Source organism: Methylorubrum sp. GM97 (genome assembly GCF_024347855.1).
GTDB lineage: Bacteria > Pseudomonadota > Alphaproteobacteria > Rhizobiales > Beijerinckiaceae > Methylobacterium > Methylobacterium extorquens.
On the sequence record NZ_AP025942.1, the window covers coordinates 4,647,600 to 4,669,389 of the forward strand.

Consider the following 21,790-nt stretch of genomic DNA (forward strand, 5'->3'; position numbering starts at 1 on the left):
TCCGGAGGCCTTGCGAAATTCCTTCGCAATTGCGCCTCCGCGTTAACCTCTTCGCAATTCCCTGCTTCCCGGCCCGTGAAGGCTGCCGTATCGTGCCGATGTCTTGCCGGCACTGTTCCGGCCGAGAAACGAAGCCGCCCGCCATGATCCACGATGCCGACACCGCAACCTTCGATGCCGACGCGGAGAGCAAGCGCCTTGCGCTCGGCCTCGTGACGGAAGCATTCGCGGAGGGCTGCCTCGACGGGATCGACGGCGACTGCATGGCCCAGGCGGCCCTGTTCGCGGCGTTCCAGGAACTGGTCGCCACCTATGGCGAGGACGCCACCGCCCGCTACGCCGAGACCCTGCCCGAGCGTATCCGCGGCGGCGGGTTCACCACGACGCTTCAGCACTGATCGGTGGCCTGAGGCGGAGGCGTCAGCCGAATTCATTGAACCGCAACGCGAGCGGTCCCTACCGATCGTGCCGGCGCTCCGGATCGCTTCGGCTTCGCCTCGCGGTGACGACGAGGCGGGCCTCGTACCGGCAAAGCTCCGTTCGATGTGCAGCGTCCCGAAGGCCTGAAACCGGCCTTCGGGACGTTTTCTTGTCGTCTACTTCAATTGATCCCGGCAGGGCTTGAGAGCCTCCAGAGCCTTATCCGGCGCGGTGATGTCGAACGTGACGGCGTCCTCGCCGTCTCTCTCGACGCTGAGTTTCGACGTCGTTTTGACGAGCTTCAGGATATCTTCCGGATCGTTGGATCGGAGCAGGAGGGATCTAGGATCGAGGACGATCCAGTTCAGGCCGGAATACAGGTAAAATTCCCCCGTCCGGAGCGTGGCCTTGACCTCTTGGTCCTTGGTCCAGTTCCAGCCGGAAAATTTGAGTTCCAGGGTTGTGAGCTTCAGGTTCCTGTCGGGGATCGAGACGAAGGCGACGATCGTGGCGAATCTCTTGCCGTCGGCGCGCGGGGGCTTGTTCTCGTAGTGGATGGCGCAGGAGACGCCGTCCGGTGGGGCAAGCTGGACCGTCCACCCGTCCACGACGGTGGTTTGCACCGAAGCGGGGGGCGTCGCAGGAGCCGCCGGAGCCGGGCTTGGGGCGGCCGGGCTTGCGCCCGCGGCCTTGTCGGTGGCAGCCTGGGCGATCGTGAATGGCTGCGGCACATCGAGCGTCCGCCCGCTCAGCTTATCGCGCAGGGTATAGACCAGCACGTAATTGCCCGGCGGAAAGCCGTCGAGGTCGAGGCTGAGGTTGAGGAAAAAGTTCGGCTCGCCCTCCGCGCGTTTCACGGTCACGTCGCGGTCGATCATGCTCTTCTGGGTCGCGAGGGCCTTGCCCTCGGCCGTGCGGACCTCGAAATCGACGATCACGCCGAAACCGATCTGATCGCTTCCGATCGACTGCGTGGCCTCGCCCACCGGCTCGATATAGGTCAGGAGCGGCTCGCCGGGCTTGAAGACGTTCGAGGGCCGGGCTTCGACATCGCCGAAATCGGCGGCCTTGCGGGCGACGTACAGCGCACGCCGGGTGGCGTAGGGCTTCGCAGGCGCGGGCTGGGCGGCCGCCACCGAGGGCGACAAGCCGGCCGCCGCGGGCTCGGACTTCATCTCGACTTTCGGTTCCGGCTTCGTCTCGGGTTTGGCGGCCGTCTTGCCGCCTGACCAGAAGTTGCTGCTCCCGCCGGTCTCGGCCGGAACCCGGACGCTCTTCATGATGGTGTCGAGCGCCGCTTCGTTGGCCTGGCGCTGATCCTCGGATCCCCAGATCGTCATGAGGAGCGCGCGGTCCCGGCTCGCGTCGAGGGTCACGAGATCGACGATCGTCTTTCCGTATTTGTCGGTGGTGCGGTAGCGCTGAACCCGGGCCGGCGTGCCGCCGAAATCCATCGCCTGCTCGACCGGCTTGATCGAGAGGTTGACCTTCTGCTTGCGCAGGAAGCTCACCTTGTCCTTGACGAGGCTGTCGCGGTCCGCCCGCGTTTCGAAGCCCACCTCGAAGGAGACGTCGCCATCGGGCGAGGTCGAGACGACCTCGGTGTCGCGCACCTCGGTCTTCCAGTCGTCGGGGATCGTCAGGGTGACGGCCGGATTCTTCTCCGGCAGGACGATCTCCTTCGCCCAGGCCGCGCCTGCGCCCGTCAAGGCGAGCAGGCTCCCCAGCGCGACGCCTCGCATCGCCCATGCCGCATGGCTGTGCCATGACCGCATGGCAACGGTCGACACTTCACCTTTTCCGGACATCCGTCCCCGCAACCCTTGAAAGAAACGCAAGGCATCTTCGCGGCAGCCAGTCACGGATGACTTCGAAGTGATCTTCGTCTGCTCGGCGCGCCTCTTTCAACTATGGTGTCGGCTCGATCACCGGCACAATGACTGAGCGTCCCAAACGGCGCAGGGCAACCGTCCGTAGTGAACGGCTTACAGGCGGGAGGCTCGCGAAAAGCCTGCCGCCGGACGGGATATTCCGGCGCGGCGCTACCCCGTCGGCAGCGCTTCCTCGAACACCACCGCCTCGCCGCGTGCGGGGTTGGCCAACTCGCCCTGCCACATCACCGGCGTGCCTCGCACCAGCGTGCCCACCGGCCAACCGGTGACGGTGAGCCCATCATAGGGCGTCCAGCCGCATTTCGAGGCGATCCATTCGTTGCGGATCGTCTCGCGGCGCTTGAGGTCCACCACCGTCACGTCGGCATCGTAGCCCACGGCGAGCCGCCCCTTGCGGGCGATGCCGAACAGGCGCTTCGGGCCGGCGCTGGTCAGATCGACGAACCGGGCGAGCGAGAGCCGGCCGGCATTCACATGGTCGAGCATGATCGGCACCAGCGTCTGCACGCCGGTCATGCCGGAGGGCGAGTCCGGATAGGGCTTGGCCTTCTCCTCCAGCGTGTGCGGCGCGTGGTCGGAGCCGAGCACATCGACCACGCCCTGGCTCAGACCGCGCCAGATCCCGTCGCGGTGCCCGGCATCGCGCACCGGCGGGTTCATCTGCACCAGCGTCCCGAGACGGGCGTAAGCCTCGCTGCCGTCTATCGTCAGGTGGTGCGGCGTCACCTCGACGCTGGCGACGTCCTTCGCCTCGGCCAGAATCGGCATCTCGTCCGCGGTCGAGATGTGCAGGATGTGGATGCGCGCACCCGTCTCCCGCGCGAGCGCGATCAGCCGCTGCGTGGCCTTCACCGCCACCTCCGGCGAGCGCCAGACCGGGTGCGAGGCAGCATCGCCCGGCACGCGAAGGCCCTTGCGCTCGCGCAGCATCGGCTCGTCTTCCGAGTGGAAGGCGGCGCGGCGGCGGATGCGCTTCAGGATCTCGCGCACGCCGGCATCGTCCTCGACCAGCAGCGAGCCGGTGGAGGAGCCGATGAACACCTTGATCCCGGCAGCAGCAGGCAGCCGCTCCAACGCGGCGACCTCGCCGGCATTCTCGTGGGTGCCGCCGACCCAGAAGGCGAAGTCGCAATGCATCCGGTGGTGGGCGCGGGCCACCTTTTCGGCGAGTGCTGCGGCGCTCGTGGTCTGCGGGTTGGTGTTGGGCATCTCGAACACCGCCGTGACGCCGCCCATCACCGCCGCGCGCGAGCCCGTTTCCAGATCTTCCTTATGGTCGAGGCCGGGCTCGCGGAAATGCACCTGGCTGTCGATCACGCCGGGCAGGAGATGCAGGCCGCGGCAATCGCGCCGCTCCTGCGCCGATGCGCCCGAGAGGTCGCCGATGGCCGCCACCCGTCCGGCGCGGATACCGAGATCGGCACGATGCTCGCCGTCGTGGTTCACCAGCGTGCCGCCGGACAGGACGAGGTCGAAAGGCGCTTCCATCGGGCTCTCCCGGTTCGCATCGTGCGATTGAGACGAGGATAGCGGCGGCTTATGTCAGGCGTCCCACACGCGCAACGCCGCCGTCCTTTCAAGGAGATGCTATGCCGATCGCCCTGCTGCCGGACCGCACCGTCGTTGCCGTCTCGGGTTCGGACGCGCTCCCCTTCCTGCAAGGCATCCTCACCTGCAACGTCGAGACGCTGCCCGAGGGCGAGGCGCGGCTCGGCGCGCTGCTGACGCCCCAGGGCAAGATCCAGTTCGATTTCCTGGTATCCCGCTCGGACGATGGCTTCCGTCTCGACGTCGCCGCCGAGCGCGTGGCCGACCTCGTCAAGCGGCTCGGGCTCTACCGCCTGCGCGCCAAGGTGACGGTGGCCGCCGACCCGACACTCGGCGTGGCGGCTGCCTGGGATGGGGCCGAGACCGCGGCCGAAACGGTGCGGGTGCGCGACGGACGCCTGCCCGCGCTCGGCGAGCGGCTGTATTTCGCCGAGGGCGCGTTCTCGGCCGATGCCACGGAAGACGCGTATCACGCCCACCGCATCGGCCTCGGCGTACCTGAGGGCGGGCGCGACTTCGCCTTCGGTGACGCCTTCCCGCATGAGGCGCTGATGGACCAACTCGGCGGCGTGGACTTCAAGAAGGGCTGCTATGTCGGGCAGGAGGTGGTCTCGCGGATGCAGCACCGGGGCACCGCCCGCACCCGCATCCTGCCCATCGTCTACCGCGACGGCCCGGCGCCAGAGCCCGGCACGGAGGTGATTGCGGGCGCGCGCAGCCTCGGCGTCACCGGCAGCGCCGCCGGTGACCGGGGGCTCGCCACGATCCGCCTCGACCGCCTCGGCGACGCGCTCGCCATCGGTGAGCCGGTGCGGGCGGGCGGCACGATCGCGGCCGTGGCCAAGCCCGAATTCGCCCGCTTCGCCTTCCCCACCGACACGGCCGTGGCCGGATGAGCGCGGATTCGAGCGGGCTGATCACCACCCATCCCGACAACTGCCCGCGCTGCTGGTGGCCGGGGACCGATCCGGTTTATGTCGCCTATCACGACACCGAGTGGGGCGTGCCGGAATACGATTCCCGCGCGCTCTACGAAAAGCTGATCCTCGACGGGTTCCAGGCGGGCCTGTCGTGGATCACCATCCTGCGCCGCCGCGACGGCTTCCGCCGGGCCTTCGAGGGTTTCGAGCCGGAGCGGGTCGCCCGCTTCACGGACGACGATGTCGAGCGGCTGATGGGCGACACCGGCATCATCCGCAACCGCGCCAAGATCCGCGGCGCGATCAGCGGCGCGCGGGCGTGGCTCGCGATCGAGGAGGCCGGGCCGGGCTTCTCGCCCTTCCTCTGGGACTTTTGCGACGGCCGGCCGATCCAGACCAACGCGGCCACCCGCGCCGCGATCGCCACCGAAACCGATGTGTCACGAACGATGGGCAAGGCCCTGAAAGCGAAGGGCTTCACTTTCTGCGGCCCCACCATCGTCCACGCCTTCATGCAGGCGGTCGGCATGGTCAACGACCATCTCACCGGCTGCCATCGTCACGCGCCCTGCACCGCCCTCGGCGAGGGCCGCCGACCGTGAGCGTGGCCGCGAGCACTTCCAAAAAACCGGTGCGGGCGTGGCAGCGGATGCTTTCGGGCCGGCGGCTCGACCTGCTCGACCCCTCGCCGCTCGATGTCGAGATCACCGACATCGCCCACGGCCTCGCCCGCGTCGCCCGCTGGAACGGGCAGACGGCGGGGCCGCACGTCTTCTCCGTGGCGCAGCACTCGCTGCTGGTGGAGGCTATCGGCGGCGCCCTCGATCCGCGGATCGGCGCCCCGGAGCGGCTCGAATTGCTGCTCCACGACGCGCCGGAATACGTGATCGGCGACATCATCTCGCCGCTCAAGAACGCGATCGGCGACGCCTATCGCAGCGTCGAGCGGCGCCTGCTCGCGGCGATCCGCCAACGCTTCGGGCTCGCCGCGCCCTCCCCGGCGCTCGCCCGTCTCGTCAAGCGCGCCGACCGCATCGCCGCGGCGATCGAGGCGACCCGGCTCGCCGGTTTTTCGAGCGCGGAGGCCGACGGGATCTTCGGGCGCCCCCCGGTTCTGCCCGATCCCGTGAGCGCTGAAATCGAGCGGCTGGTCGCCGGATGGCCGACGGCAGAGGCGGAGGCGTGCTATCTCGCCCGCTTCGCGGCGCTTCAGCGCGGGGCGTGAGACCGAAAAAGAGAATGCCCGTCATCCACGTCTGCCCCCTCTCGCGCCTGCCTGAGACCGTCGCGGCCTCCGGCGCGAGCCATCTCGTGACGCTGGCCACGCTCGGCAGTGCAGTGGAGCGTCCGGCCGCGATCCGTGCCGAGCACCACCTGCGCGTCGGCTTCAGCGACATCGTCGCACCGATGGAGGGGCACCTGCCGCCGGGCGAGGCGCATGTGCGCGCCGTCCTCGATTTCGTGGCGGCGTGGCCGCGCGAAAAGCCGATGGTGATCCACTGCTATGCCGGGATCAGCCGCTCCACCGCGGCGGCCTATGTCGCGGCCTGCGCCCTGCGGCCGGATTGGGACGAGGCGGAACTCGCGCAAGACGTGCGGCGGCTCGCGCCGAGCGCCACGCCGAACCGCCTGTTCGTCGAGATCGCCGACCGGCTGCTCGGACGCGAGGGCCGGATGAGCGCCGCCGTCAGCGGAATCGGCCGCGGCGCCGAGGCCTTCGAGGGCACGCCGTTCCACCTCGCCTTGGCGTGACGGGCACGCCGCGCAGGGCGGAGATCGGTCGCACGCAATCGACCCGGGCTTGTGCGACCGCACGTCGCCCGTCATAACCCGCCCCAAAAGGAATCCGGGATGAACGATCTTACACCCGACGCATCTGCGGCGGCGGCGCCGGACGATCTTCCGTTCGAGCGGGCGCTGGAGCAGCTCGAGGAGATCGTGCGTCGGCTGGAGCGCGGTGACGTGCCCCTCGACGAATCGGTGGCGATCTACGAGCGCGGCGAGGCGCTCAAGCGTCACTGCGAGACCCTGCTGAAGCGGGCCGAGGCCCGCATCCAGAAGATCGCCATCGGACCGGACGGCCGGGCCGCCGGCACTGCGCCGCTCGACGTCGAGTAGGTGACGCCGGTGCGGTTTCAATCACGACAAAATTCATCGCGCGCAAAGGTTTGCGCGCCGTTCCTTACTTCGGGTATGAGGCTGGTCCGGTGGCACTAGCGGACACGACGATCCTTGAGGGTCTTGAGACGCCGGATCGTCTCCGGCTTCTGCCGGAGAGCGAGCTGCAGCGGGTGGCCGACGCCGTGCGCGCCGAGATGATCGACGCCGTGTCGATCACCGGCGGCCATCTCGGCTCGGGCCTGGGCGTGGTCGAACTCACGGTGGCGCTCCACCACGTCTTCGACACCCCCGACGACCGCATCGTCTGGGACGTCGGACACCAGTGCTACCCGCACAAGATCCTGACCGGCCGCCGCGACCGCATCCGCACGCTGCGCCAGGGCGGTGGCCTCTCCGGCTTCACCAAGCGCTCGGAGAGCGAGTACGACCCCTTCGGCGCGGCCCACTCCTCCACCTCGATCTCCGCCGCGCTCGGCATGGCCGTGGCGCGCGACCTCGAGGAGGCGGACGCCAAGGCCAAGGGCGGACCGGCGCCGAAGCGCCGCAACATGATCGCGGTGATCGGCGACGGCTCGATGTCGGCCGGCATGGCCTACGAGGCCATGAACAATGCCGGCGCGCTGCACTCGCGCCTGATCGTCATCCTCAACGACAACGACATGTCGATCGCGCCCCCGTCGGCGCGATGTCGGCCTACCTCGCCCGTCTCGCCTCCGGCGGCACCTACCGTTCACTCCGCGAGACCGCCAAGCAGCTCGGCAAGCTGCTGCCGAAGGCGCTCTACCAGCGCGCGGCGGCGGCCGAAGAGTATGCCCGCTCGCTGATCGTCGGCGGCGGCACGATGTTCGAGGAGATGGGCTTCCACTATGTCGGCCCGGTCGATGGGCACAATCTCGACCACCTGCTCCCCGTTCTGAAGAACGTGCGCGACTCGGATCAGGGCCCGATCCTGCTCCATGTCGTCACGCAGAAGGGCAAGGGCTACGCGCCGGCGGAAGCCAGCGCCGATCGCTACCACGGCGTGGTCAAGTTCGACGTGGTCTCGGGCGTGCAGGCCAAGGCCAAGGCCAACGCCCCGGCCTATACCCGCGTGTTCGGCGAGAGCCTGATCAAGGCGGCCGACGCCGATCCGAAGGTGGTGGCGATCACCGCCGCCATGCCCGGCGGCACCGGGATCGACCTGTTCGGCAAGGCGCATCCCGACCGGACCTTCGATGTCGGCATCGCCGAGCAGCACGCGGTGACCTTTGCCGGCGGTCTGGCGACGGAGGGCTACAAGCCGTTCGTGGCGATCTACTCGACCTTCCTGCAGCGGGCCTACGATCAGGTCGTGCATGACGTCGCGCTGCAGAACTTAGCCGTGCGGTTCTGCCTCGACCGGGCCGGCCTCGTCGGCGCGGACGGCGCCACGCATGCGGGCGCGTTCGATCTGGCCTATCTCTGCTGCCTGCCGAACATGACGGTGATGGCGGCGGCTGACGAGGCCGAGTTGGTGCACATGGTGGCGACCTGCCACGTGCACGATTCGGGCCCGATCGCGCTGCGCTACCCGCGCGGCGAGGGGGTCGGCATCGAGTTGCCGGAGACGGGCGTGCCGCTGGCGATCGGCCGCGGCCGCGTGGTGCGGCGTCCGGAGGGGGCGCGGGTGGCGCTGCTCTCGCTCGGCACGCGCCTGTCGGAGGCGCTGAAGGCGGCCGACGCGCTCGAGGCGGAGGGTGTCGCGGCCACGGTGGCCGATGCGCGCTTTGCCAAGCCGCTGGATGCCGAGCTGATCGTCGATCTGGCGATGAGCCACGAGGTTCTGGTGACGGTCGAGGAGGGCTCGGTCGGCGGCTTCGGGGCGATGGTGCTGCACCTGCTGGCCGAGCGCGGCGTGCTCGATACCGGCCGGGTCCGGGTCCGCACGCTGACGCTGCCGGACTTGTATCAGGACCACGACAAGCCGGAGAAGATGTACGCCGAGGCCGGGCTCGATGCCGAGGGCATCCTCAAGATCGTCCGCGCCGCGCTGCCGGAGAAGGCGGCGCAGCGCGAAGGCAGCGTGGTGAGCCTGAAGCGGTAGCCTCTGCCAACGCCCTCCCCCGCAGGGGGAGGGCAAGAGGCGTGTTACTTGATCACTGCGCAGCCGATGCGCGCGCCCGCGCCGCCGATGGGCTGGCTCGTGTGGTCATCCTCGTTGGCGTGGATGATTAGCGCCGAGCCGTCGCCGTCGCGCAGGCCGCCCTCGCCGGTCAGCGGAGTCTCGCTCGACACTTCCGCGTTCACCGAGCCGTCGGCGTTGGCGTAGACGTTGGGCAGGTCGCCCTCGTCCGGGCCGTCGGGGTTGAGCAGGCCGTGCTTGCTCTGGTCGTGGTTCACGTGGGCCTTCGACTTCTCGAACTTCTCCGTGTCCGAGCAGTCGCCGACGGCGTGGAAATGGATGCCGTGCCAGCCCGGAGGCAGGCCGCCGGCCTGAATTGACAGCCGCATGACGAGGGAATTCGCCCCGTCGCGGATCATGATCTTGCCGATGCTGTCACCCTTGCCGTTGGTGATCGCGCTCTCGTAGGTCTGCGGCGCGCCGGCACTCTCCGTCTTGGCGGGGGCCGGCTCCTTCGGAGTCTCCTTGGCATCTTGCGCGAAGGCGGACCCGGTAAGGCCTGCGAGCAGGGCCGCGGCCAGAGGGATGGCGACCGGTATACGGCGGATGGCAGGCGTCGTGGCCCCTCGCATGATGGCACCTCTCATGAACTGACTCACTCCGTTGCTGCGGCCCGGCGGTTCCGCCCGGGATTCCGCCACCGCTTGAGGCGGTGCGCAATCCGGGCTACCCGGCAAAAGCGGATTTCGCATCGCCCTTTTCGGACGAGCCGGCACGCGCCGTCTCAGGCGATGCTGTAGGTAACGCGAAGCGGCGCGTTCCGACAGGGGACGGGCCGATCCGTCTCGATCACGTGAGCATCGTCCCGAAAGGCGGCCACCGGCTTTTGGAAAAGAACGATGCAACATCAAAATCCGAGGCCCTCGTCCCGGATCAGATATGCGGGACGAGGATCTCGGGCGCGGCGGAGCGATTTTCGGAAGGGAGACCGATGACGGGCGAGCGGCTCCGGGCCGACCGGTTCCTGGTCGAGCGCGGGCATTTCCGCAGCCGGGCGCAGGCGCGGGCGGCGATCGAGGCCGGCCTCGTCAGCGCCGACGGCCGCCTCGTCACGCGCCCCTCGGATCTGGTCGAGCCCAGCGCCCGGATCGAAGCCTCGGCCCCCCACCCCTACGTCTCCCGCGGCGGCCTCAAGCTCGCCGCGGCGCTCGATGCCTTCGGCCTCGACCCCGCGGGCCTGCCTTGCCTCGATGTCGGCGCCTCGACCGGCGGCTTTACCGACGTGCTGTTGCGGCGCGGTGCTGCCCATATCCACGCGGTCGATGTCGGCCGCGACCAGCTCGACGCCGCCCTGCGCGCCGACCCACGGGTGACCAGCCTGGAGGGCACCGATATCCGCGCCCTCTCTCCGGGGGCGATCCAGCCCGCGCCGCAGCTGGCCACCATCGATGTGAGCTTCATCGGCCTGCGGCTGGTTCTGCCGGCTGTGGCGGCGCAGCTCGCCGACGAGGCCGCCATCGCCGCGCTGATCAAGCCGCAATTCGAGGCCGGCCGCGAGCGGGTCGGGCGCGGCGGCATCGTGCGCGACGCCGAGGTTCATGCCGAGGTCTGCGAGGGCGTACGCGCCGTGCTCGTCGGCCTCGGATTCACTGTGTCGGGGCCGATCCCCTCCCCCATCGAGGGTGGTGACGGCAACCGCGAGTTCCTGGTCGCCGCGAGGCGTTCCTCTGATGATTGCCTCTGATGATTGATCCCATGTCCGACGTGATCGAAGAGACTCTGACCATCGCCCGGCTCGGCGCCCGCGGCGATGGCCTCACCGAGGGCGGGCTGGCGGTGCCCGGTGCCCTGCCCGGCGAGCGCGTACGGGTGCAGCGCGGCGACCGCATCGGCACGCTGATCGCCGTGGAGGAGGCGTCGCCGGATCGGATCGCGCCGTTCTGCCAGTATTTCTCGGCCTGCGGCGGCTGCGCCGTGCAGCACCTCGCCCCCGCCCCTTACGCGGAGTGGAAGCGCGGCATCGTCGCCGGGGCGCTGGGGCAGGCGCGCATCGAGACCACGCTGATGCCGCTCCTCGACGCGCAGGGAGAGGGCCGGCGGCGGATCACCCTGCATGTGCGCGAGATCGAGGGCCGGGCGCGGGCCGGGCTGATGGCCGCGCGCAGCCACGCCCTGGTGCCGATCGACCATTGCCCGATCACCGTGCCGAGCCTGCACCGGGCGCCGGCCGTCGCGGAGGCGCTCGCCGCCCCGCTCGGGCACGGCCGCAAGCCGCTCGACATCGCCGCCACCGCCACCGTAACCGGCCTCGACATCGACATCCGCGGCCACGGGCAGGTGAGCGACGGCGTCCGCGGCGTCCTGACTCGGCTCGCCGGCGAACTCGACCTCGCCCGTTTGTCGATCCACGGCGACGTGGTGGTCGAGCGCCGCCCGCCCGCGGTCGGCGAGGGCCCGGCCCGGCGCGTGCCCTCGCCCGGCAGCTTCCTCCAGGCGACGCAGGCCGGCGAGGCGACCCTGACCGCGCTGGTGCTGGAGGCCATGGACGAGGGCAAGGCCAAGGTAAGGCGCGTCGGCGACCTGTTCTGCGGCAGCGGTCCCTTCGCCCTGACGCTCGCTGCGGGGGCCCGCGAGGTCCACGCCGCCGACGGCGAGGCCGCGGCGATCACCGCGCTGACCCGCGGCTACCGAGCCGGAGCCGGCTACGCCCGGATCACGGCGGAGGCGCGCGACCTGTTCCGCCGCCCGCTTCTCGGGCCGGAACTCGACGCGCTCGATGCGGTGGTGTTCGACCCGCCCCGCGCCGGGGCCGAGGCGCAGGTGCGCCGGATCGCGGAATCGAAGGTGCCCCTCGTTGTCGCCGTCGCCTGCGATCCCGGCACCTTCGCCCGCGACGCCGCGACCCTGATCGCCGGCGGCTACCGGCTGGAGCGGGTCACGCCGGTCGATCAGTTCGCATGGTCGGCCCATGTCGAGCTGGTCGGCGTGTTCCGCAAGCAGGCGAAGGTCACCGGCCGAACGCTGCGTCGCCCGCGCTGAGGCCCGGTGGAGGGAGATCGGGGCGCTGCCCCGAGACCCCGCCAAAGGGGTGACCCCTTTGGGATCCCAGGATCTCAACGCAGACCGGCCGCCGCGAGGGCCTCGCGCAGGGGCTCGGGGTCGATCGCGAAATCCCGAAGATATTCGGGTGCGTCCGATGGAATCCGGGGGCCGAACACCGCCGCATAATCCTGGCCGCAGGCGGTGGCGATCTCGCCGTAGAACCGGTCCTCCCAGCCCTCCGGCACGAGGTGGATGACCGGCGTGCCGGGCCGGCAGAAGACCGTGTTGGTCATCCCCGCCCCGGCGATGCCGACCACGATCTCGGCGGCCGAGAACCGCACCACCTGCTGCCGCACGCTGGTGAGTTCGGGATCGAACGCCTCGAAGCCGAGGCCGCGCACCAGGCCGAGCACGGCGTCGCGGTTGGCGAGCCCCCGGCCCCGCCCCGGATGCCGGTCCACGAACAGGCGCCGGCCTTGTCCGGTGAGCGTCCGTAACGCGAATAGCCCGCGCGGCAGGCGGGTCCGCGCCCGCATCTGCCCGGCGAGATAGCGCAGCGCGTGCGGCGACTTGCCCGTGCTCGGCAGGCTGCACGGCGTGGCGTGGTGCAGGCGCGCGAAGTGGTAGGTCTTGTCCCGGTCGAGGAAGCGGATCGAGACCCGATCGCGCAGCAGGAGCTGGATCGAGCGGCGCCGCGCCGCGTCGATATGCGGGAAGTAGGACACCAGCGCGACGGTGATCGGTACCCGCGGATGACGTTTACGCAGCAGCGCGAGCGCGTGCAGCCGGGGCAGGTCGTCGATCAGCCAATGGCCGTAATTGAACGAGCCCGCCGAGTTGAGGAGAAAGATGAGCCCCGCCTCGGCGATGGTCTCGTCCACGTGCAGGAAGCCGGGGCCGGGGCCGGGCACCACGTGCCGCTCCTGCGGCCGGTAGGTCTCGAACAGCACCTGTGGCCGGCCGTCCGCGACATGGAACAGGGCGTTGCCCGCAAGCCGGACGTCGCGGGTCTCGCACAGCAGCGTCGGCGGCCCCGGCGGGCGCGGCGCCGCGAGCGCGGCCCCCTGCTTCTCGCGGAAGGCGGCGCTGCCGCCGAACAGGCGTGGCGGCTCGGGGTCGTGCGCGGGAAAGCCGGGAAACACCGTGCCGACCACCTCGGTGAGCGGGCTCACCCGCTCGCGCAGCCGGTCGAGCAGGGCGGCATCGCCCGCGAACCCGCCGTCGCGGTACAGGCGCCCGGCCTCGCAGGTGAGGACGAGGTTGTCCTCGATCAGCCGGGCATGCGCCGCGGCCTCATCCGCTTGCGTGTCGTTCAAGCCTGCTCCTCGCGGGTCCCGCCGTGAAGCTCGTCCATTCAAGGAATGCGCAACACCGCTCGGGCATCGTCATCGTCCCGGAAGCCGGAGGCCGCCTTTCGGGACGATGCCCTAGACCCTTGTCTTTGCATTATCTTTTTCCGAAAGCCGAAGGCCAGCTTTCGGGTTGATGCTCTAGCATATCGCTGCGGGCGAAGTCCGACCCATGTCTTCCGCTCCCGGCCGCATTTGCCTCGGAGCGGCCGGCGCCTGTAGAGCCACGGCCCGCCCGCGCGTTCGGCATCGGCGAAGACGGTTGAGGAAGGGCGGGACTTCGTGTCGGACACGGCCACCGATCACATTCATGTCGGCAAGGACGGCTGGCTGTTCGTCGTCGCTGGCAGCAACAACGTCATCGCGCAGTTCAACGAGTCGGGCTTCATGGCTCACCAGACCGAGCTGTGGCGCCAACGCATCGCCGGCCGTGCGGCGCGCGCGCGTGAACTCGGCATCGCCTACCACCACGTCGTCGTCCCGGAAAAGCTCAGCGTCTACGACGGCTTCCTCGACGGGATCGCAGTCGATCACCGCCTCTCCCCCGCCCGCCGGCTGATCCGCGGCCTGCCGCGGCGGCGGTGGTTCTCCCGGTTGAGGGGGCATCTCCGGGAATGGCCGGTCACGCGCATCCTGCGGCGAACCTGCATCGACCTCGTCGCGCCGATGCGGGCGGCCCGCGCGGGTGAAGACCTGTTCTACCGCACCGACAGTCACTGGACCTTCGCCGGCTGCCACCTCGCCTATCGCGAGATCTGCCGCGCGCTAGGGGCCACGCCCTGCCCGGATCTTGCCGCGCGCGGATTCCGCGAGACCGAGATTTCCGGCGATCTCGGAGGCCGGTTCGATCCCCCGCGCACTGAACGGACGCGCATCCACGACCTGCAGCGCGATGCCGTGCGCCGCTACGCCAGCCCGATCGTCGAGGCGCGGGAGGCGGCCGGCCGCGCCGATACGCTCCATGTCGGCTCGCACGTGATCTACGCCAACGCCGCCGCCCGCGACCCGCGCCGCCTCGTCCTGTTCGGTGACTCCTACTCGCACTTCGCGCCGCTGATGCTGACGATCATGCTCGCCGAGACCTTCGCCGAGGTGCACTTCGTCTGGAGCACGTCGGTCGATTGGTCCTACGTCGAGCGGGTCCGGCCCGACATCCTGCTCACCGAGATCGCCGAGCGGTTCATGTTCCGCGTGCCCGACGACACGTTCAACCTCGACGACTACGCCGCCGAACGGTTCGGGGAAGAGGTGGGCGGGGAAAGCGGCGCGGCAGCCTGAGCGGAGAGCGCGTCAGAACAGCTCGCCCTGCACGATCTCAGCCTTCGCCGGAGCCCGGCGGCTTGCGGGTGGGGCCACCGGTTCGGGCAGCCCGGCATCGTCGTTGCGCGCGTTGTTGACCCGCTCGCTCACCGGATCGAGCCGCAGCCATTCGTCCGGGCAGGGCCGGCAAAGGCGGGCGGCTTCGGGCGCGTCCACCGCCGCATCGAGCCACGGCCCGACCGCTTCCGGGGCCAGGATCGCCGGCATCCGCTCGTGGATCGCGCTCAGGGTGCCGTTGGCCGAGCAGGTGATGATCGCCGCCGTATCGACTTCCGATCCGTCCGCGCCCATCCACGGCTCCCATAGGCCGGCGAACGCCATCGGCGTCCCGTCGGTGCGGCGCACCGCGAACGGCATCTTCGTCGCGGCCTTGCCAGTCCCCTCGCGGCGCCATTCGTAGAAGCCGTCGGCCAGGAACACGCAGCGGCGGTGGCGCAGCGCCCCGCGGAAGGCCGGCTTCTCGGCCGCCGTCTCGATGCGGGCGTTGAACAGGGTCGGAAAGTCCGACGGATCCTTGAGCCAGGTCGGCCAGAGGCCCCAGCGCATCAGCCGGAAATGCCGCTCGCCGCTCTCGCGGATCACAACGGGCACCGGCTGGGTCGGCGCCACGTTGAAGCGGCCGGGGAAATTCGGCTGCTCGGAATAGCCGTAGAAGGCGCGGTAGACCTCCGGCGGCTGGCCGATGAAGAAGCGTCCGCACATGGGCGCGATATGGGCTCTGGGCGAGGGCGGGATCAAGCGCAGCGGGGGCCCAAGTCACAGCGATGACGGAGGGTTGGATGAGATGAGGTAACAGGCTCCCGTTTTGTCGCGCCACGCATTCGCCGAACCGGTATCCACATCCGGGCCGAGGCGCTCTAACTTGGGGCCATGACCACCCCCGCGACGGCGAACGCTCCCGAGCCCGTCCTGCAGGTGCGCGCCGTGCCGGGCATGGCCCGGTTCGACGCCGCCGAATGGGACGCCTGCGCCACCTCCCCCGAGACCCTCGGGGCGGGCGACGAGACCTTCAATCCGTTCACCTGCCACGCCTTCCTCTCGGCGCTGGAGGAGGCGGGCTGCGTCTCCCGCCGCACCGGCTGGCTGCCGCTGCATGTCCGCGTCGAGCGCGAGGGCCGGCTCGTCGGCGCCGCACCCTGCTATCTGAAGTCCCACAGCCAGGGCGAATACGTGTTCGACCACGGCTGGGCCGACGCCTACGAGCGGGCCGGCGGCAGCTATTATCCCAAGCTCCAGGTCAGCGTGCCGTTCACGCCCGTCACGGGGCCGCGCTTCCTCATCGCGCCGGGGGAGGATCCCGACACCGCCGCCGCCGCCCTCGTCGCGGGGCTGCGCGCCCTGCGGGCCGAGACCGAGGCCTCCTCGATCCATGTCACCTTCGCCCGCGCGCGCGAGGCCGAACAGGCCGAAGCTCTCGGGATGCTGCCCCGCATCGACCAGCAGTTCCACTGGGAGAACGAGGGCTATGCCGGCTTCGACGATTTTCTCGGGGCGCTGGCCTCGCGCAAGCGCAAGGCGATCAAGCGCGAGCGGCGGGAGGCTCTGAGTCAGGGCATCACGGTCGAGCACAAGACCGGCGCCGACATCACGGAAGCCGATTGGGACGCCTTCTACGAGTTCTATCAGGACACCAGCGCCCGCAAATGGGGCCGGCCCTATCTCAACCGCACCTTCTTCTCGCTGATCGGCGCGCGGATGCCCGAGCGCATCCTGCTCGTCATCGCCAAGAACGCGGGCCGGCCGATCGCCGGCGCCATCAACTTCATCGGCGACACGGCGCTCTACGGCCGAAACTGGGGCTGCATCGAGGATCACCCCTTCCTGCATTTCGAGGTCTGCTACTATCAAGCCATCGACTTCGCGATTGCCCGTGGGCTGAAGCGGGTCGAGGCCGGTGCGCAGGGCGAGCACAAGCTCGCCCGCGGCTACCGCCCGGTGCCGATGCATTCGGCCCACGACATCGCCGACCCGGCGCTGGCCCGCGCCGTCGCCGACTATCTCAAGCGGGAGCGCAGCCACGTGAACGCGGCGATCGCCGAATACGCGGCGATGTCGCCCTTCCGCCGAACCTGCGAGGACGCCAGCGAATGAACCCGATCGACCGCATCCGCAGCTACGCCGACGAGCTGACCGCCCTACGGCGCGATCTCCACGCCCATCCCGAGATCGGCTTCGAGGAGGTCCGCACCTCCGGCATCGTCGCCGAGCATCTCGAAAAGTTCGGCATCGAGGTACATCGGGGGCTGGGCAAGACCGGCGTGGTCGGCGTGCTGCAGGGCCGACCGGGGGCGCGCCGGATCGGCCTGCGCGCCGACATGGATGCGCTGCCGATCACCGAGGAGACGAACCTCCCCTACCGCTCCACCGTGCCCGGAAAGATGCATGCCTGCGGGCATGACGGGCACACCACCATGCTGGTCGGCGCCGCCCGCTATCTCGCCGAGACCCGCGATTTCGACGGCACGGCCGTGTTCGTGTTCCAGCCGGCGGAGGAGGGTTTGGGCGGGGCCCGCGCGATGATCGCCGACGGCCTGTTCGAGAAATTCCCGGTCGACGAGATCTACGCGATCCACAACGCGCCCCATGGCCCGCACGGCGTGCTGCAGGTCCGGCCCGGCCCGATCATGGCGGCGGCCGATTTCTTCGACATCCGCATCACCGGCCGCGGCGCGCATGCGGCCATGCCGCATCAGGGCATCGACCCGATCGTGATCGCGACGGGGCTGGTCCAGGCGATGCAGTCGATCGTCAGCCGCAACAGCAACCCGCTGAAATCCGCCGTGGTCTCGGTCACGCAGATCCATGCGGGCGCGGCCTACAACGTCATCCCCGAGGGCGCGCATCTCACCGGCACCGTGCGCACCTTCGATGCCGATCTGCGCAAGCTGATCGCTGCCCGCATTCGCGAACTGGCGGCGGGCTTTGCCGCGGCCTACGGCGCCACCATCGAGGTGGATCTGCGCGACGTGTTCTCGGTGCTCGACAATCACCCCGAGCAGGCGGCGGCCGCCGCCGAGGTCGCCGCGGAACTGTTCGGCTCCGACAAGGTCGAGGCCAACACCGTGCCGCGCATGGGCAGCGAGGACTTCGCCGACATGGTTGCGGCGGTGCCCGGCGCCTATGCCTGGCTCGGCGCCACGCCGGGCCCGGGCCTGCACAATGCGAGCTTCGACTTCGACGACAGCCTGATCCCGCTCGGCGCGGCCTACCTGGCGCGGATGGTGGAGCGGCGCACGGCGGCATAAGCCATCCGCATTCTTCCAACCCTCCCCCTCATCCTGAGGTGCTGGAGCGAAGCGGAAGCCTCGAAGGATCGTCCAGGTCCCGCGCGTTTCCTGGAGCATCCTTCGAGGCCGCTGCGCGGCACCTCAGGATGAGGTGCGGGCTGGAGATCGGCAGCGAGCGAGCTCGAATAACGATTTGACCGCAAGGGACGGGATGCGCGCCCCACGCGGATCCGCCAGGATCGCCGCATCCCTTCTCCTGGAGGAGCCGATGCTCGCCGAACCCGAAATCGCCCCACCCGACGCAGCGCCCCTCACCGAGGCCGAGATGCGCGCCGCCGTCGCCGCGCGCGATGGCGGCTTCGACGGGCGTTTCGTCTATGCGGTGCGCTCCACGGGGGTCTATTGCCGGCCGAGCTGTCCCTCACGGGCGGCGCGTCCCGAAAACCTCTCCTTCCATGCCGGATCGGCGGAGGCGGAGGCCGCGGGCTTCCGGCCCTGCCGCCGCTGCCGGCCCGACGAACCCGCTCTGTCCGTGCAGCAAGCCGAAAAAATCACCCGCGCCTGCCGGCTGATCGAGGCGGCGGAGACGCCGCCTTCCCTCGACGCGCTCGCCCGCGCGGCGTCGTTGAGCCCGTTCCACTTCCACCGGATCTTCAAGGCGGTCACCGGCGTGACGCCGCGGGCCTACGCCCAGGCCCACCGCGCGGCTCGCGCCGCCGACAGCCTCGCCGAGGGCCGAACCGTGACCGAGAGCGTCTACGCGGCGGGCTACGGCGCGCCGAGCCGGTTCTATGCGGGCGGCGCGGAGCGGCTCGGCATGAGCCCGTCGGCCTACCGCAAGGGCGGCGCGGGCGAGCGGATCTTTTTCGCGACCGACGCCTGTGCCCTCGGGCTCGTGCTGGTGGCGGCGACCGTTCGAGGGGTCTGCGCGATCCTGCTCGGCGACGATGCCGACGCGCTCCGACACGACCTGACGGCGCGTTTCCCCAAGGCGGCGATCGTGGCCGGCGACGCGGATTTCGCGGCGACGGTGGCCGAGGTCGTGCGCCTCGTCGCGGCGCCGGGGGGCACCTTCGACCTGCCCCTCGACATCGGCGGCACCGCTTTCCAGCAGCGGGTGTGGCAGGCGCTGCGCCGCATCCCGGTCGGCACCACGGCGACCTATGCCGAGATCGCCCGCGCCATCGGCGAGCCGGCGGCGGTGCGGGCGGTGGCCATGGCCTGCGGCGCCAACGCGCTGGCCGTCGCGATCCCCTGCCACCGGGTGGTGCGCTCGGACGGGGCGCTGTCGGGCTACCGCTGGGGCACGGAACGCAAGACGGCCCTGCTCGCCCGCGAGGGGGTGAAGCGGTAAGCCCTCAGGCCGGAACGGCCGAGCCGGGCGGGGCCGCGTCATGGCCCGTGGGCGCGGGGGTGGACTGATCGGTCGGCGCATGCCCGGCGGCATGCGCATTCCGCGACTGGATCTCGATGAAGACGCGGGTGACGTTGCGGCTCTTCGCCTTGATGCGCTGCTCCAGCCGCGCCACCGTCCGCTCGACCTCGCCCGCGGGCACCTCGTCGGCAAAGTCGAGGCTGAGGTTCACGAGGATGTCCGAGGGGCCGAGATGCTGGGTCAGCACCGCGTTGACGTGCTGGACGGCGCTCTCCTCGGACACCGCCGCCTGGATCGTGCGCACCACCGCCGGGTCGGCGGCCTCGCCGATCAGCAGGCCGTGGGTCTCGATCATCAGGAAGATCGACATGCCGATCAGAACGAGGCCGATGCCGATCGAGGCCCAGCCGTCGAGTGCCGGCTTGTCGAGGACATGCGCGAGCACCACGCCGCCGATGGCGATGACGAGGCCGATCAGCGCGGCGACGTCCTCCACGAGGATCGTGTAGAGCGCCGGGTCCTTGCTGCGCTGGATCGCGGTGATGGCGCTGCGCTCGCCCTTCTCCGCCCAGAACGCCTTCACGGCCACGAAGCAGGAATAGCCCTCCGCCAGGATCGCGAAGCCGAGGATCGAGACGTTCACCCAGAAGCCGGACAGCTGAACGCCGAACAGGGTTGCGTCGGCGGAGGGCTCGGGGTGCTCGATCTTGTGCGCGCCCTCGTAGATCGCGAAGATGCCGCCGCCGAGGAAGATGAACAGGGCGACGATGAAGGCGTAGAAATACACCTCGCGGCCGTAGCCGAAGGGATGCTTGGCGTCCGCTGGCTTCTTCGCCCGCTTCAGGCCGACGAGCAGCAGAAGCTGGTTGGCGGTGTCCACCAGCGAGTGCGCGCCCTCCGCCAGCATCGCGGTCGAGCCGGTGAGGAAGGCGCCGACGAACTTCGCCGCCGCGATGGCGAGGTTGGCGCCCGCCGCCGTGTAGATCGCACCCGTGCTTTCGGCCATGTCCCGCTCCTGAGCGGCGCGCGCCGCCGTCACGGGCTCGTCAACGCCGCCGGAGTGGTCAAGGTTGCTGCGATGAGGCAGCCCGTGCAACGTGCCGCCCGTTTCTGCGAGGAACCGTGCGATGACGCCCTACGATCCGGATAACATCTTCGGAAAGATCCTGCGCGGGGAGATCCCCGCGCATAAGGTCTACGAGGACGAGCACAGCCTCGCCTTCATGGATGTGATGCCCCAGGGCGAGGGCCATACCCTCGTCATCCCGAAGGCGCCCTCGCGCGGGCTGCTCGATGCCGAGCCGCAGACGCTCGCGGCCGTGATCGGCACGGTGCAGCGGGTCGGCCGTGCGGTGAAGGCGGCCTTCAAGGCCGATGGGCTGACGCTGTTCCAGTACAACGAGCCGGCCGGTGGGCAGACGGTGTTCCACCTGCACTTCCACCTCGTGCCGCGCCACGACGGCGTGCCGCTGAAGCGCCATGAGGGCGGCATGGCCGACCATGCGGTGCTCGCCGAGCATGCCGCGCGCATCCGGGCGGCTTTGGACGAGGGCTGAGCCGGCTCCGCGACATCCGCTCGCGCCCGCTCGGGGGCGCGGATGTCGCCTCCGCTCAGGCGTGCCGTACCCCGTTCGTCGATCCCGCGCCCATGCCCGCTCCCGTGCCGGCACCCAGGCTGCTTCCCATGGACGCGATCACCGCGCGCAGGCCGGCATTCTCGGCCTCCAACTCGGCGATCCGGCGCAGCAGGACGGCCAGCGACGGGTCCGTCGACGGTGCCGGGGACGGCTCGGAGGCAGCCTTCTGCACCTCCGCGAAGGCGACGCCGACCGCGTCGCCGCGGCGCCAGCGCAGATTCGACCGGAGGGTGATTTCTTTCTGCGGGATGTAGAGGTCGAACGTTTCCGGCAGGGTGTTGGTCTCGCTCAACTCCAGCCGTGCGCCCATCTCCGAGAAATCGCGGACGAGGCAGTCCATGCTGGACGCACCCTTGTTGAAGTGGATCCGTCCCTTGAGAAAGGTTCGCTTGCGAGGCTCCTGGCGCTTCTCGCTGATCATGATCGGTCTCCGGCCCGCCTGACTGCACGCCTGTCTCGCATGCCGGCCGTTAAGGAATGCTCGACATGATTGCGCACCCGCTTACGGTCCGTCGGCCGCTCGCTCCGTCCCACCCTCGTCGAGGCACTGGAACAGGTAGAAGCCGTTGAAGCGCACGGCGGTCACCGCGGCGCGGTCGTCGAAGCCGGGGGGTGGGCTCGCGCTTTCATCGATTCGCCCGCCGAAGGTCCAGCGGCGCCCGCCGACGAAGCGCGGCACGGCACAGCTCTCCGGAACTGCGCAGAAAAGCGCTTCCCTGCCCCGGCGGCGGAACAGGTTGTAGCTTCGCATCGGATCTCCTCCGCATCGCCGCACCCTCGGAATCAAGGTAGCCCGACAATCGGTCCGGTTTGTGTCGGACAGGGCCATCGCTTGAAGGCGATAGCTCTGGTTTCCGGC

Annotated in this window: 21 protein-coding genes and 1 pseudogene; 14 read left to right on the plus strand and 8 right to left on the minus strand. The window is 69.9% G+C overall.

Annotated features, from left to right (window positions below; genetic code table 11):
- The first annotated feature begins 143 nt into the window (after positions 1–143).
- Positions 144–398, plus strand: a complete 255-nt coding sequence (locus tag MSPGM_RS21710) for a hypothetical protein (protein ID WP_003604705.1) — start codon at positions 144–146, stop codon at positions 396–398.
- Between the two features lie 198 nt (positions 399–596).
- Here the strand turns inward: MSPGM_RS21710 and MSPGM_RS21715 are convergent, their stop codons facing one another.
- The gene (locus tag MSPGM_RS21715; protein ID WP_015857454.1) at positions 597–2,162 is read right to left on the minus strand and encodes a hypothetical protein; all 1,566 of its coding nucleotides are present in this window, start codon (positions 2,160–2,162) and stop codon (positions 597–599) included.
- A 300-nt stretch (positions 2,163–2,462) separates the two neighbouring features.
- Positions 2,463–3,800: a dihydroorotase gene (locus MSPGM_RS21720; RefSeq protein ID WP_015857455.1), complete on the minus strand. Its 1,338-nt coding sequence runs from the start codon at positions 3,798–3,800 to the stop codon at positions 2,463–2,465.
- Positions 3,801–3,901: 101 nt separating this feature from the next.
- Between MSPGM_RS21720 and MSPGM_RS21725 the strand changes: the two genes are divergently transcribed.
- The 6 genes and pseudogenes from MSPGM_RS21725 (at position 3,902) to dxs (ending at position 8,963) form a co-directional block, all read left to right on the plus strand.
- Positions 3,902–4,756, plus strand: a complete 855-nt coding sequence (locus tag MSPGM_RS21725) for a YgfZ/GcvT domain-containing protein (RefSeq protein ID WP_003604711.1) — start codon at positions 3,902–3,904, stop codon at positions 4,754–4,756.
- Complete coding sequence (locus tag MSPGM_RS21730) at positions 4,753–5,382, plus strand: DNA-3-methyladenine glycosylase I (RefSeq protein WP_003604712.1); 630 nt, start codon at positions 4,753–4,755, stop codon at positions 5,380–5,382. Before MSPGM_RS21725 ends, MSPGM_RS21730 begins: the two co-directional genes overlap by 4 nt.
- Positions 5,379–6,005 carry an HD domain-containing protein gene (locus tag MSPGM_RS21735; protein WP_003604713.1) on the plus strand — a complete coding sequence of 209 codons (627 nt, stop codon included), beginning with the start codon at positions 5,379–5,381 and terminating at the stop codon, positions 6,003–6,005. The genes MSPGM_RS21730 and MSPGM_RS21735 overlap by 4 nt, the downstream gene beginning before the upstream one ends.
- 14 nt (positions 6,006–6,019) lie before the next feature.
- On the plus strand, positions 6,020–6,532 hold the full coding sequence (locus tag MSPGM_RS21740; RefSeq protein ID WP_003604715.1) for a tyrosine phosphatase family protein: 513 nt from the start codon (positions 6,020–6,022) through the stop codon (positions 6,530–6,532).
- A 99-nt stretch (positions 6,533–6,631) separates the two neighbouring features.
- Positions 6,632–6,898 carry an exodeoxyribonuclease VII small subunit gene (locus MSPGM_RS21745; protein ID WP_003604717.1) on the plus strand — a complete coding sequence of 89 codons (267 nt, stop codon included), beginning with the start codon at positions 6,632–6,634 and terminating at the stop codon, positions 6,896–6,898.
- 89 nt (positions 6,899–6,987) lie between these two features.
- Positions 6,988–8,963, plus strand: a pseudogene (gene dxs, locus MSPGM_RS21750) (1-deoxy-D-xylulose-5-phosphate synthase).
- A 44-nt stretch (positions 8,964–9,007) separates the two neighbouring features.
- On the opposite strand, the gene MSPGM_RS21755 reads toward dxs, so the two are convergent.
- Positions 9,008–9,613: a superoxide dismutase family protein gene (locus tag MSPGM_RS21755; RefSeq protein ID WP_003607160.1), complete on the minus strand. Its 606-nt coding sequence runs from the start codon at positions 9,611–9,613 to the stop codon at positions 9,008–9,010.
- A 359-nt stretch (positions 9,614–9,972) separates the two neighbouring features.
- Here MSPGM_RS21755 and MSPGM_RS21760 point away from each other — a divergent pair, with 359 nt between their 5' ends.
- The gene (locus tag MSPGM_RS21760) at positions 9,973–10,725 is read left to right on the plus strand and encodes a TlyA family RNA methyltransferase (protein ID WP_003607161.1); all 753 of its coding nucleotides are present in this window, start codon (positions 9,973–9,975) and stop codon (positions 10,723–10,725) included.
- An 11-nt stretch (positions 10,726–10,736) separates the two neighbouring features.
- Positions 10,737–12,020 (plus strand): class I SAM-dependent RNA methyltransferase, encoded by a 1,284-nt coding sequence (locus tag MSPGM_RS21765; RefSeq protein ID WP_261925909.1) that lies wholly within the window; start codon positions 10,737–10,739, stop codon positions 12,018–12,020.
- 74 nt (positions 12,021–12,094) lie between these two features.
- Here the strand turns inward: MSPGM_RS21765 and MSPGM_RS21770 are convergent, their stop codons facing one another.
- Positions 12,095–13,339 carry a glycosyltransferase family 61 protein gene (locus MSPGM_RS21770; RefSeq protein ID WP_015857460.1) on the minus strand — a complete coding sequence of 415 codons (1,245 nt, stop codon included), beginning with the start codon at positions 13,337–13,339 and terminating at the stop codon, positions 12,095–12,097.
- 315 nt (positions 13,340–13,654) lie between these two features.
- On the opposite strand from MSPGM_RS21770, the gene MSPGM_RS21775 reads away from it, so the two are divergent.
- Positions 13,655–14,650 (plus strand): alginate O-acetyltransferase AlgX-related protein, encoded by a 996-nt coding sequence (locus MSPGM_RS21775; RefSeq protein ID WP_003606269.1) that lies wholly within the window; start codon positions 13,655–13,657, stop codon positions 14,648–14,650.
- Between the two features lie 12 nt (positions 14,651–14,662).
- Here the strand turns inward: MSPGM_RS21775 and MSPGM_RS21780 are convergent, their stop codons facing one another.
- Positions 14,663–15,394 carry an SOS response-associated peptidase gene (locus MSPGM_RS21780; RefSeq protein WP_003606268.1) on the minus strand — a complete coding sequence of 244 codons (732 nt, stop codon included), beginning with the start codon at positions 15,392–15,394 and terminating at the stop codon, positions 14,663–14,665.
- Positions 15,395–15,562: 168 nt separating this feature from the next.
- Between MSPGM_RS21780 and MSPGM_RS21785 the strand changes: the two genes are divergently transcribed.
- The 3 genes from MSPGM_RS21785 to ada all read left to right on the plus strand — a co-directional run bounded on the left by MSPGM_RS21785 (position 15,563) and on the right by ada (position 19,273).
- Positions 15,563–16,783, plus strand: coding sequence for a GNAT family N-acetyltransferase (locus MSPGM_RS21785; RefSeq protein WP_003606267.1), 1,221 nt, complete (start codon positions 15,563–15,565; stop codon positions 16,781–16,783).
- Positions 16,780–17,937 carry a M20 aminoacylase family protein gene (locus MSPGM_RS21790; RefSeq protein ID WP_003606265.1) on the plus strand — a complete coding sequence of 386 codons (1,158 nt, stop codon included), beginning with the start codon at positions 16,780–16,782 and terminating at the stop codon, positions 17,935–17,937. Before MSPGM_RS21785 ends, MSPGM_RS21790 begins: the two co-directional genes overlap by 4 nt.
- 250 nt (positions 17,938–18,187) lie before the next feature.
- Positions 18,188–19,273 (plus strand): bifunctional DNA-binding transcriptional regulator/O6-methylguanine-DNA methyltransferase Ada, encoded by a 1,086-nt coding sequence (gene ada, locus MSPGM_RS21795; protein ID WP_015857461.1) that lies wholly within the window; start codon positions 18,188–18,190, stop codon positions 19,271–19,273.
- Between the two features lie 4 nt (positions 19,274–19,277).
- Here ada and MSPGM_RS21800 read toward each other — a convergent pair whose 3' ends face one another.
- Complete coding sequence (locus MSPGM_RS21800) at positions 19,278–20,300, minus strand: cation diffusion facilitator family transporter (RefSeq protein WP_003605260.1); 1,023 nt, start codon at positions 20,298–20,300, stop codon at positions 19,278–19,280.
- 121 nt (positions 20,301–20,421) lie between these two features.
- Between MSPGM_RS21800 and MSPGM_RS21805 the strand changes: the two genes are divergently transcribed.
- On the plus strand, positions 20,422–20,850 hold the full coding sequence (locus MSPGM_RS21805; RefSeq protein WP_003605258.1) for an HIT family protein: 429 nt from the start codon (positions 20,422–20,424) through the stop codon (positions 20,848–20,850).
- Between the two features lie 55 nt (positions 20,851–20,905).
- Here MSPGM_RS21805 and MSPGM_RS21810 read toward each other — a convergent pair whose 3' ends face one another.
- Positions 20,906–21,352: a PilZ domain-containing protein gene (locus MSPGM_RS21810; protein ID WP_003605256.1), complete on the minus strand. Its 447-nt coding sequence runs from the start codon at positions 21,350–21,352 to the stop codon at positions 20,906–20,908.
- Between the two features lie 81 nt (positions 21,353–21,433).
- Positions 21,434–21,682 (minus strand): hypothetical protein, encoded by a 249-nt coding sequence (locus MSPGM_RS21815; RefSeq protein WP_003605255.1) that lies wholly within the window; start codon positions 21,680–21,682, stop codon positions 21,434–21,436.
- Positions 21,683–21,790 lie beyond the last annotated feature (108 nt).

Coding starts and splice junctions, on each gene's coding strand:
- MSPGM_RS21710 (WP_003604705.1), top strand. CDS start 144: ATGATCCACGATGCCGACACCGCAACCTTCGATGCCGACGCGGAGAGC.
- MSPGM_RS21715 (WP_015857454.1), bottom strand. CDS start 2,162: ATGCGAGGCGTCGCGCTGGGGAGCCTGCTCGCCTTGACGGGCGCAGGC.
- MSPGM_RS21720 (WP_015857455.1), bottom strand. CDS start 3,800: ATGGAAGCGCCTTTCGACCTCGTCCTGTCCGGCGGCACGCTGGTGAAC.
- MSPGM_RS21725 (WP_003604711.1), top strand. CDS start 3,902: ATGCCGATCGCCCTGCTGCCGGACCGCACCGTCGTTGCCGTCTCGGGT.
- MSPGM_RS21730 (WP_003604712.1), top strand. CDS start 4,753: ATGAGCGCGGATTCGAGCGGGCTGATCACCACCCATCCCGACAACTGC.
- MSPGM_RS21740 (WP_003604715.1), top strand. CDS start 6,020: ATGCCCGTCATCCACGTCTGCCCCCTCTCGCGCCTGCCTGAGACCGTC.
- MSPGM_RS21745 (WP_003604717.1), top strand. CDS start 6,632: ATGAACGATCTTACACCCGACGCATCTGCGGCGGCGGCGCCGGACGAT.
- MSPGM_RS21755 (WP_003607160.1), bottom strand. CDS start 9,613: ATGCGAGGGGCCACGACGCCTGCCATCCGCCGTATACCGGTCGCCATC.
- MSPGM_RS21760 (WP_003607161.1), top strand. CDS start 9,973: ATGACGGGCGAGCGGCTCCGGGCCGACCGGTTCCTGGTCGAGCGCGGG.
- MSPGM_RS21765 (WP_261925909.1), top strand. CDS start 10,737: ATGTCCGACGTGATCGAAGAGACTCTGACCATCGCCCGGCTCGGCGCC.
- MSPGM_RS21780 (WP_003606268.1), bottom strand. CDS start 15,394: ATGTGCGGACGCTTCTTCATCGGCCAGCCGCCGGAGGTCTACCGCGCC.
- MSPGM_RS21785 (WP_003606267.1), top strand. CDS start 15,563: ATGACCACCCCCGCGACGGCGAACGCTCCCGAGCCCGTCCTGCAGGTG.
- MSPGM_RS21790 (WP_003606265.1), top strand. CDS start 16,780: ATGAACCCGATCGACCGCATCCGCAGCTACGCCGACGAGCTGACCGCC.
- ada (WP_015857461.1), top strand. CDS start 18,188: ATGCTCGCCGAACCCGAAATCGCCCCACCCGACGCAGCGCCCCTCACC.
- MSPGM_RS21800 (WP_003605260.1), bottom strand. CDS start 20,300: ATGGCCGAAAGCACGGGTGCGATCTACACGGCGGCGGGCGCCAACCTC.
- MSPGM_RS21805 (WP_003605258.1), top strand. CDS start 20,422: ATGACGCCCTACGATCCGGATAACATCTTCGGAAAGATCCTGCGCGGG.
- MSPGM_RS21810 (WP_003605256.1), bottom strand. CDS start 21,352: ATGATCAGCGAGAAGCGCCAGGAGCCTCGCAAGCGAACCTTTCTCAAG.
- MSPGM_RS21815 (WP_003605255.1), bottom strand. CDS start 21,682: ATGCGAAGCTACAACCTGTTCCGCCGCCGGGGCAGGGAAGCGCTTTTC.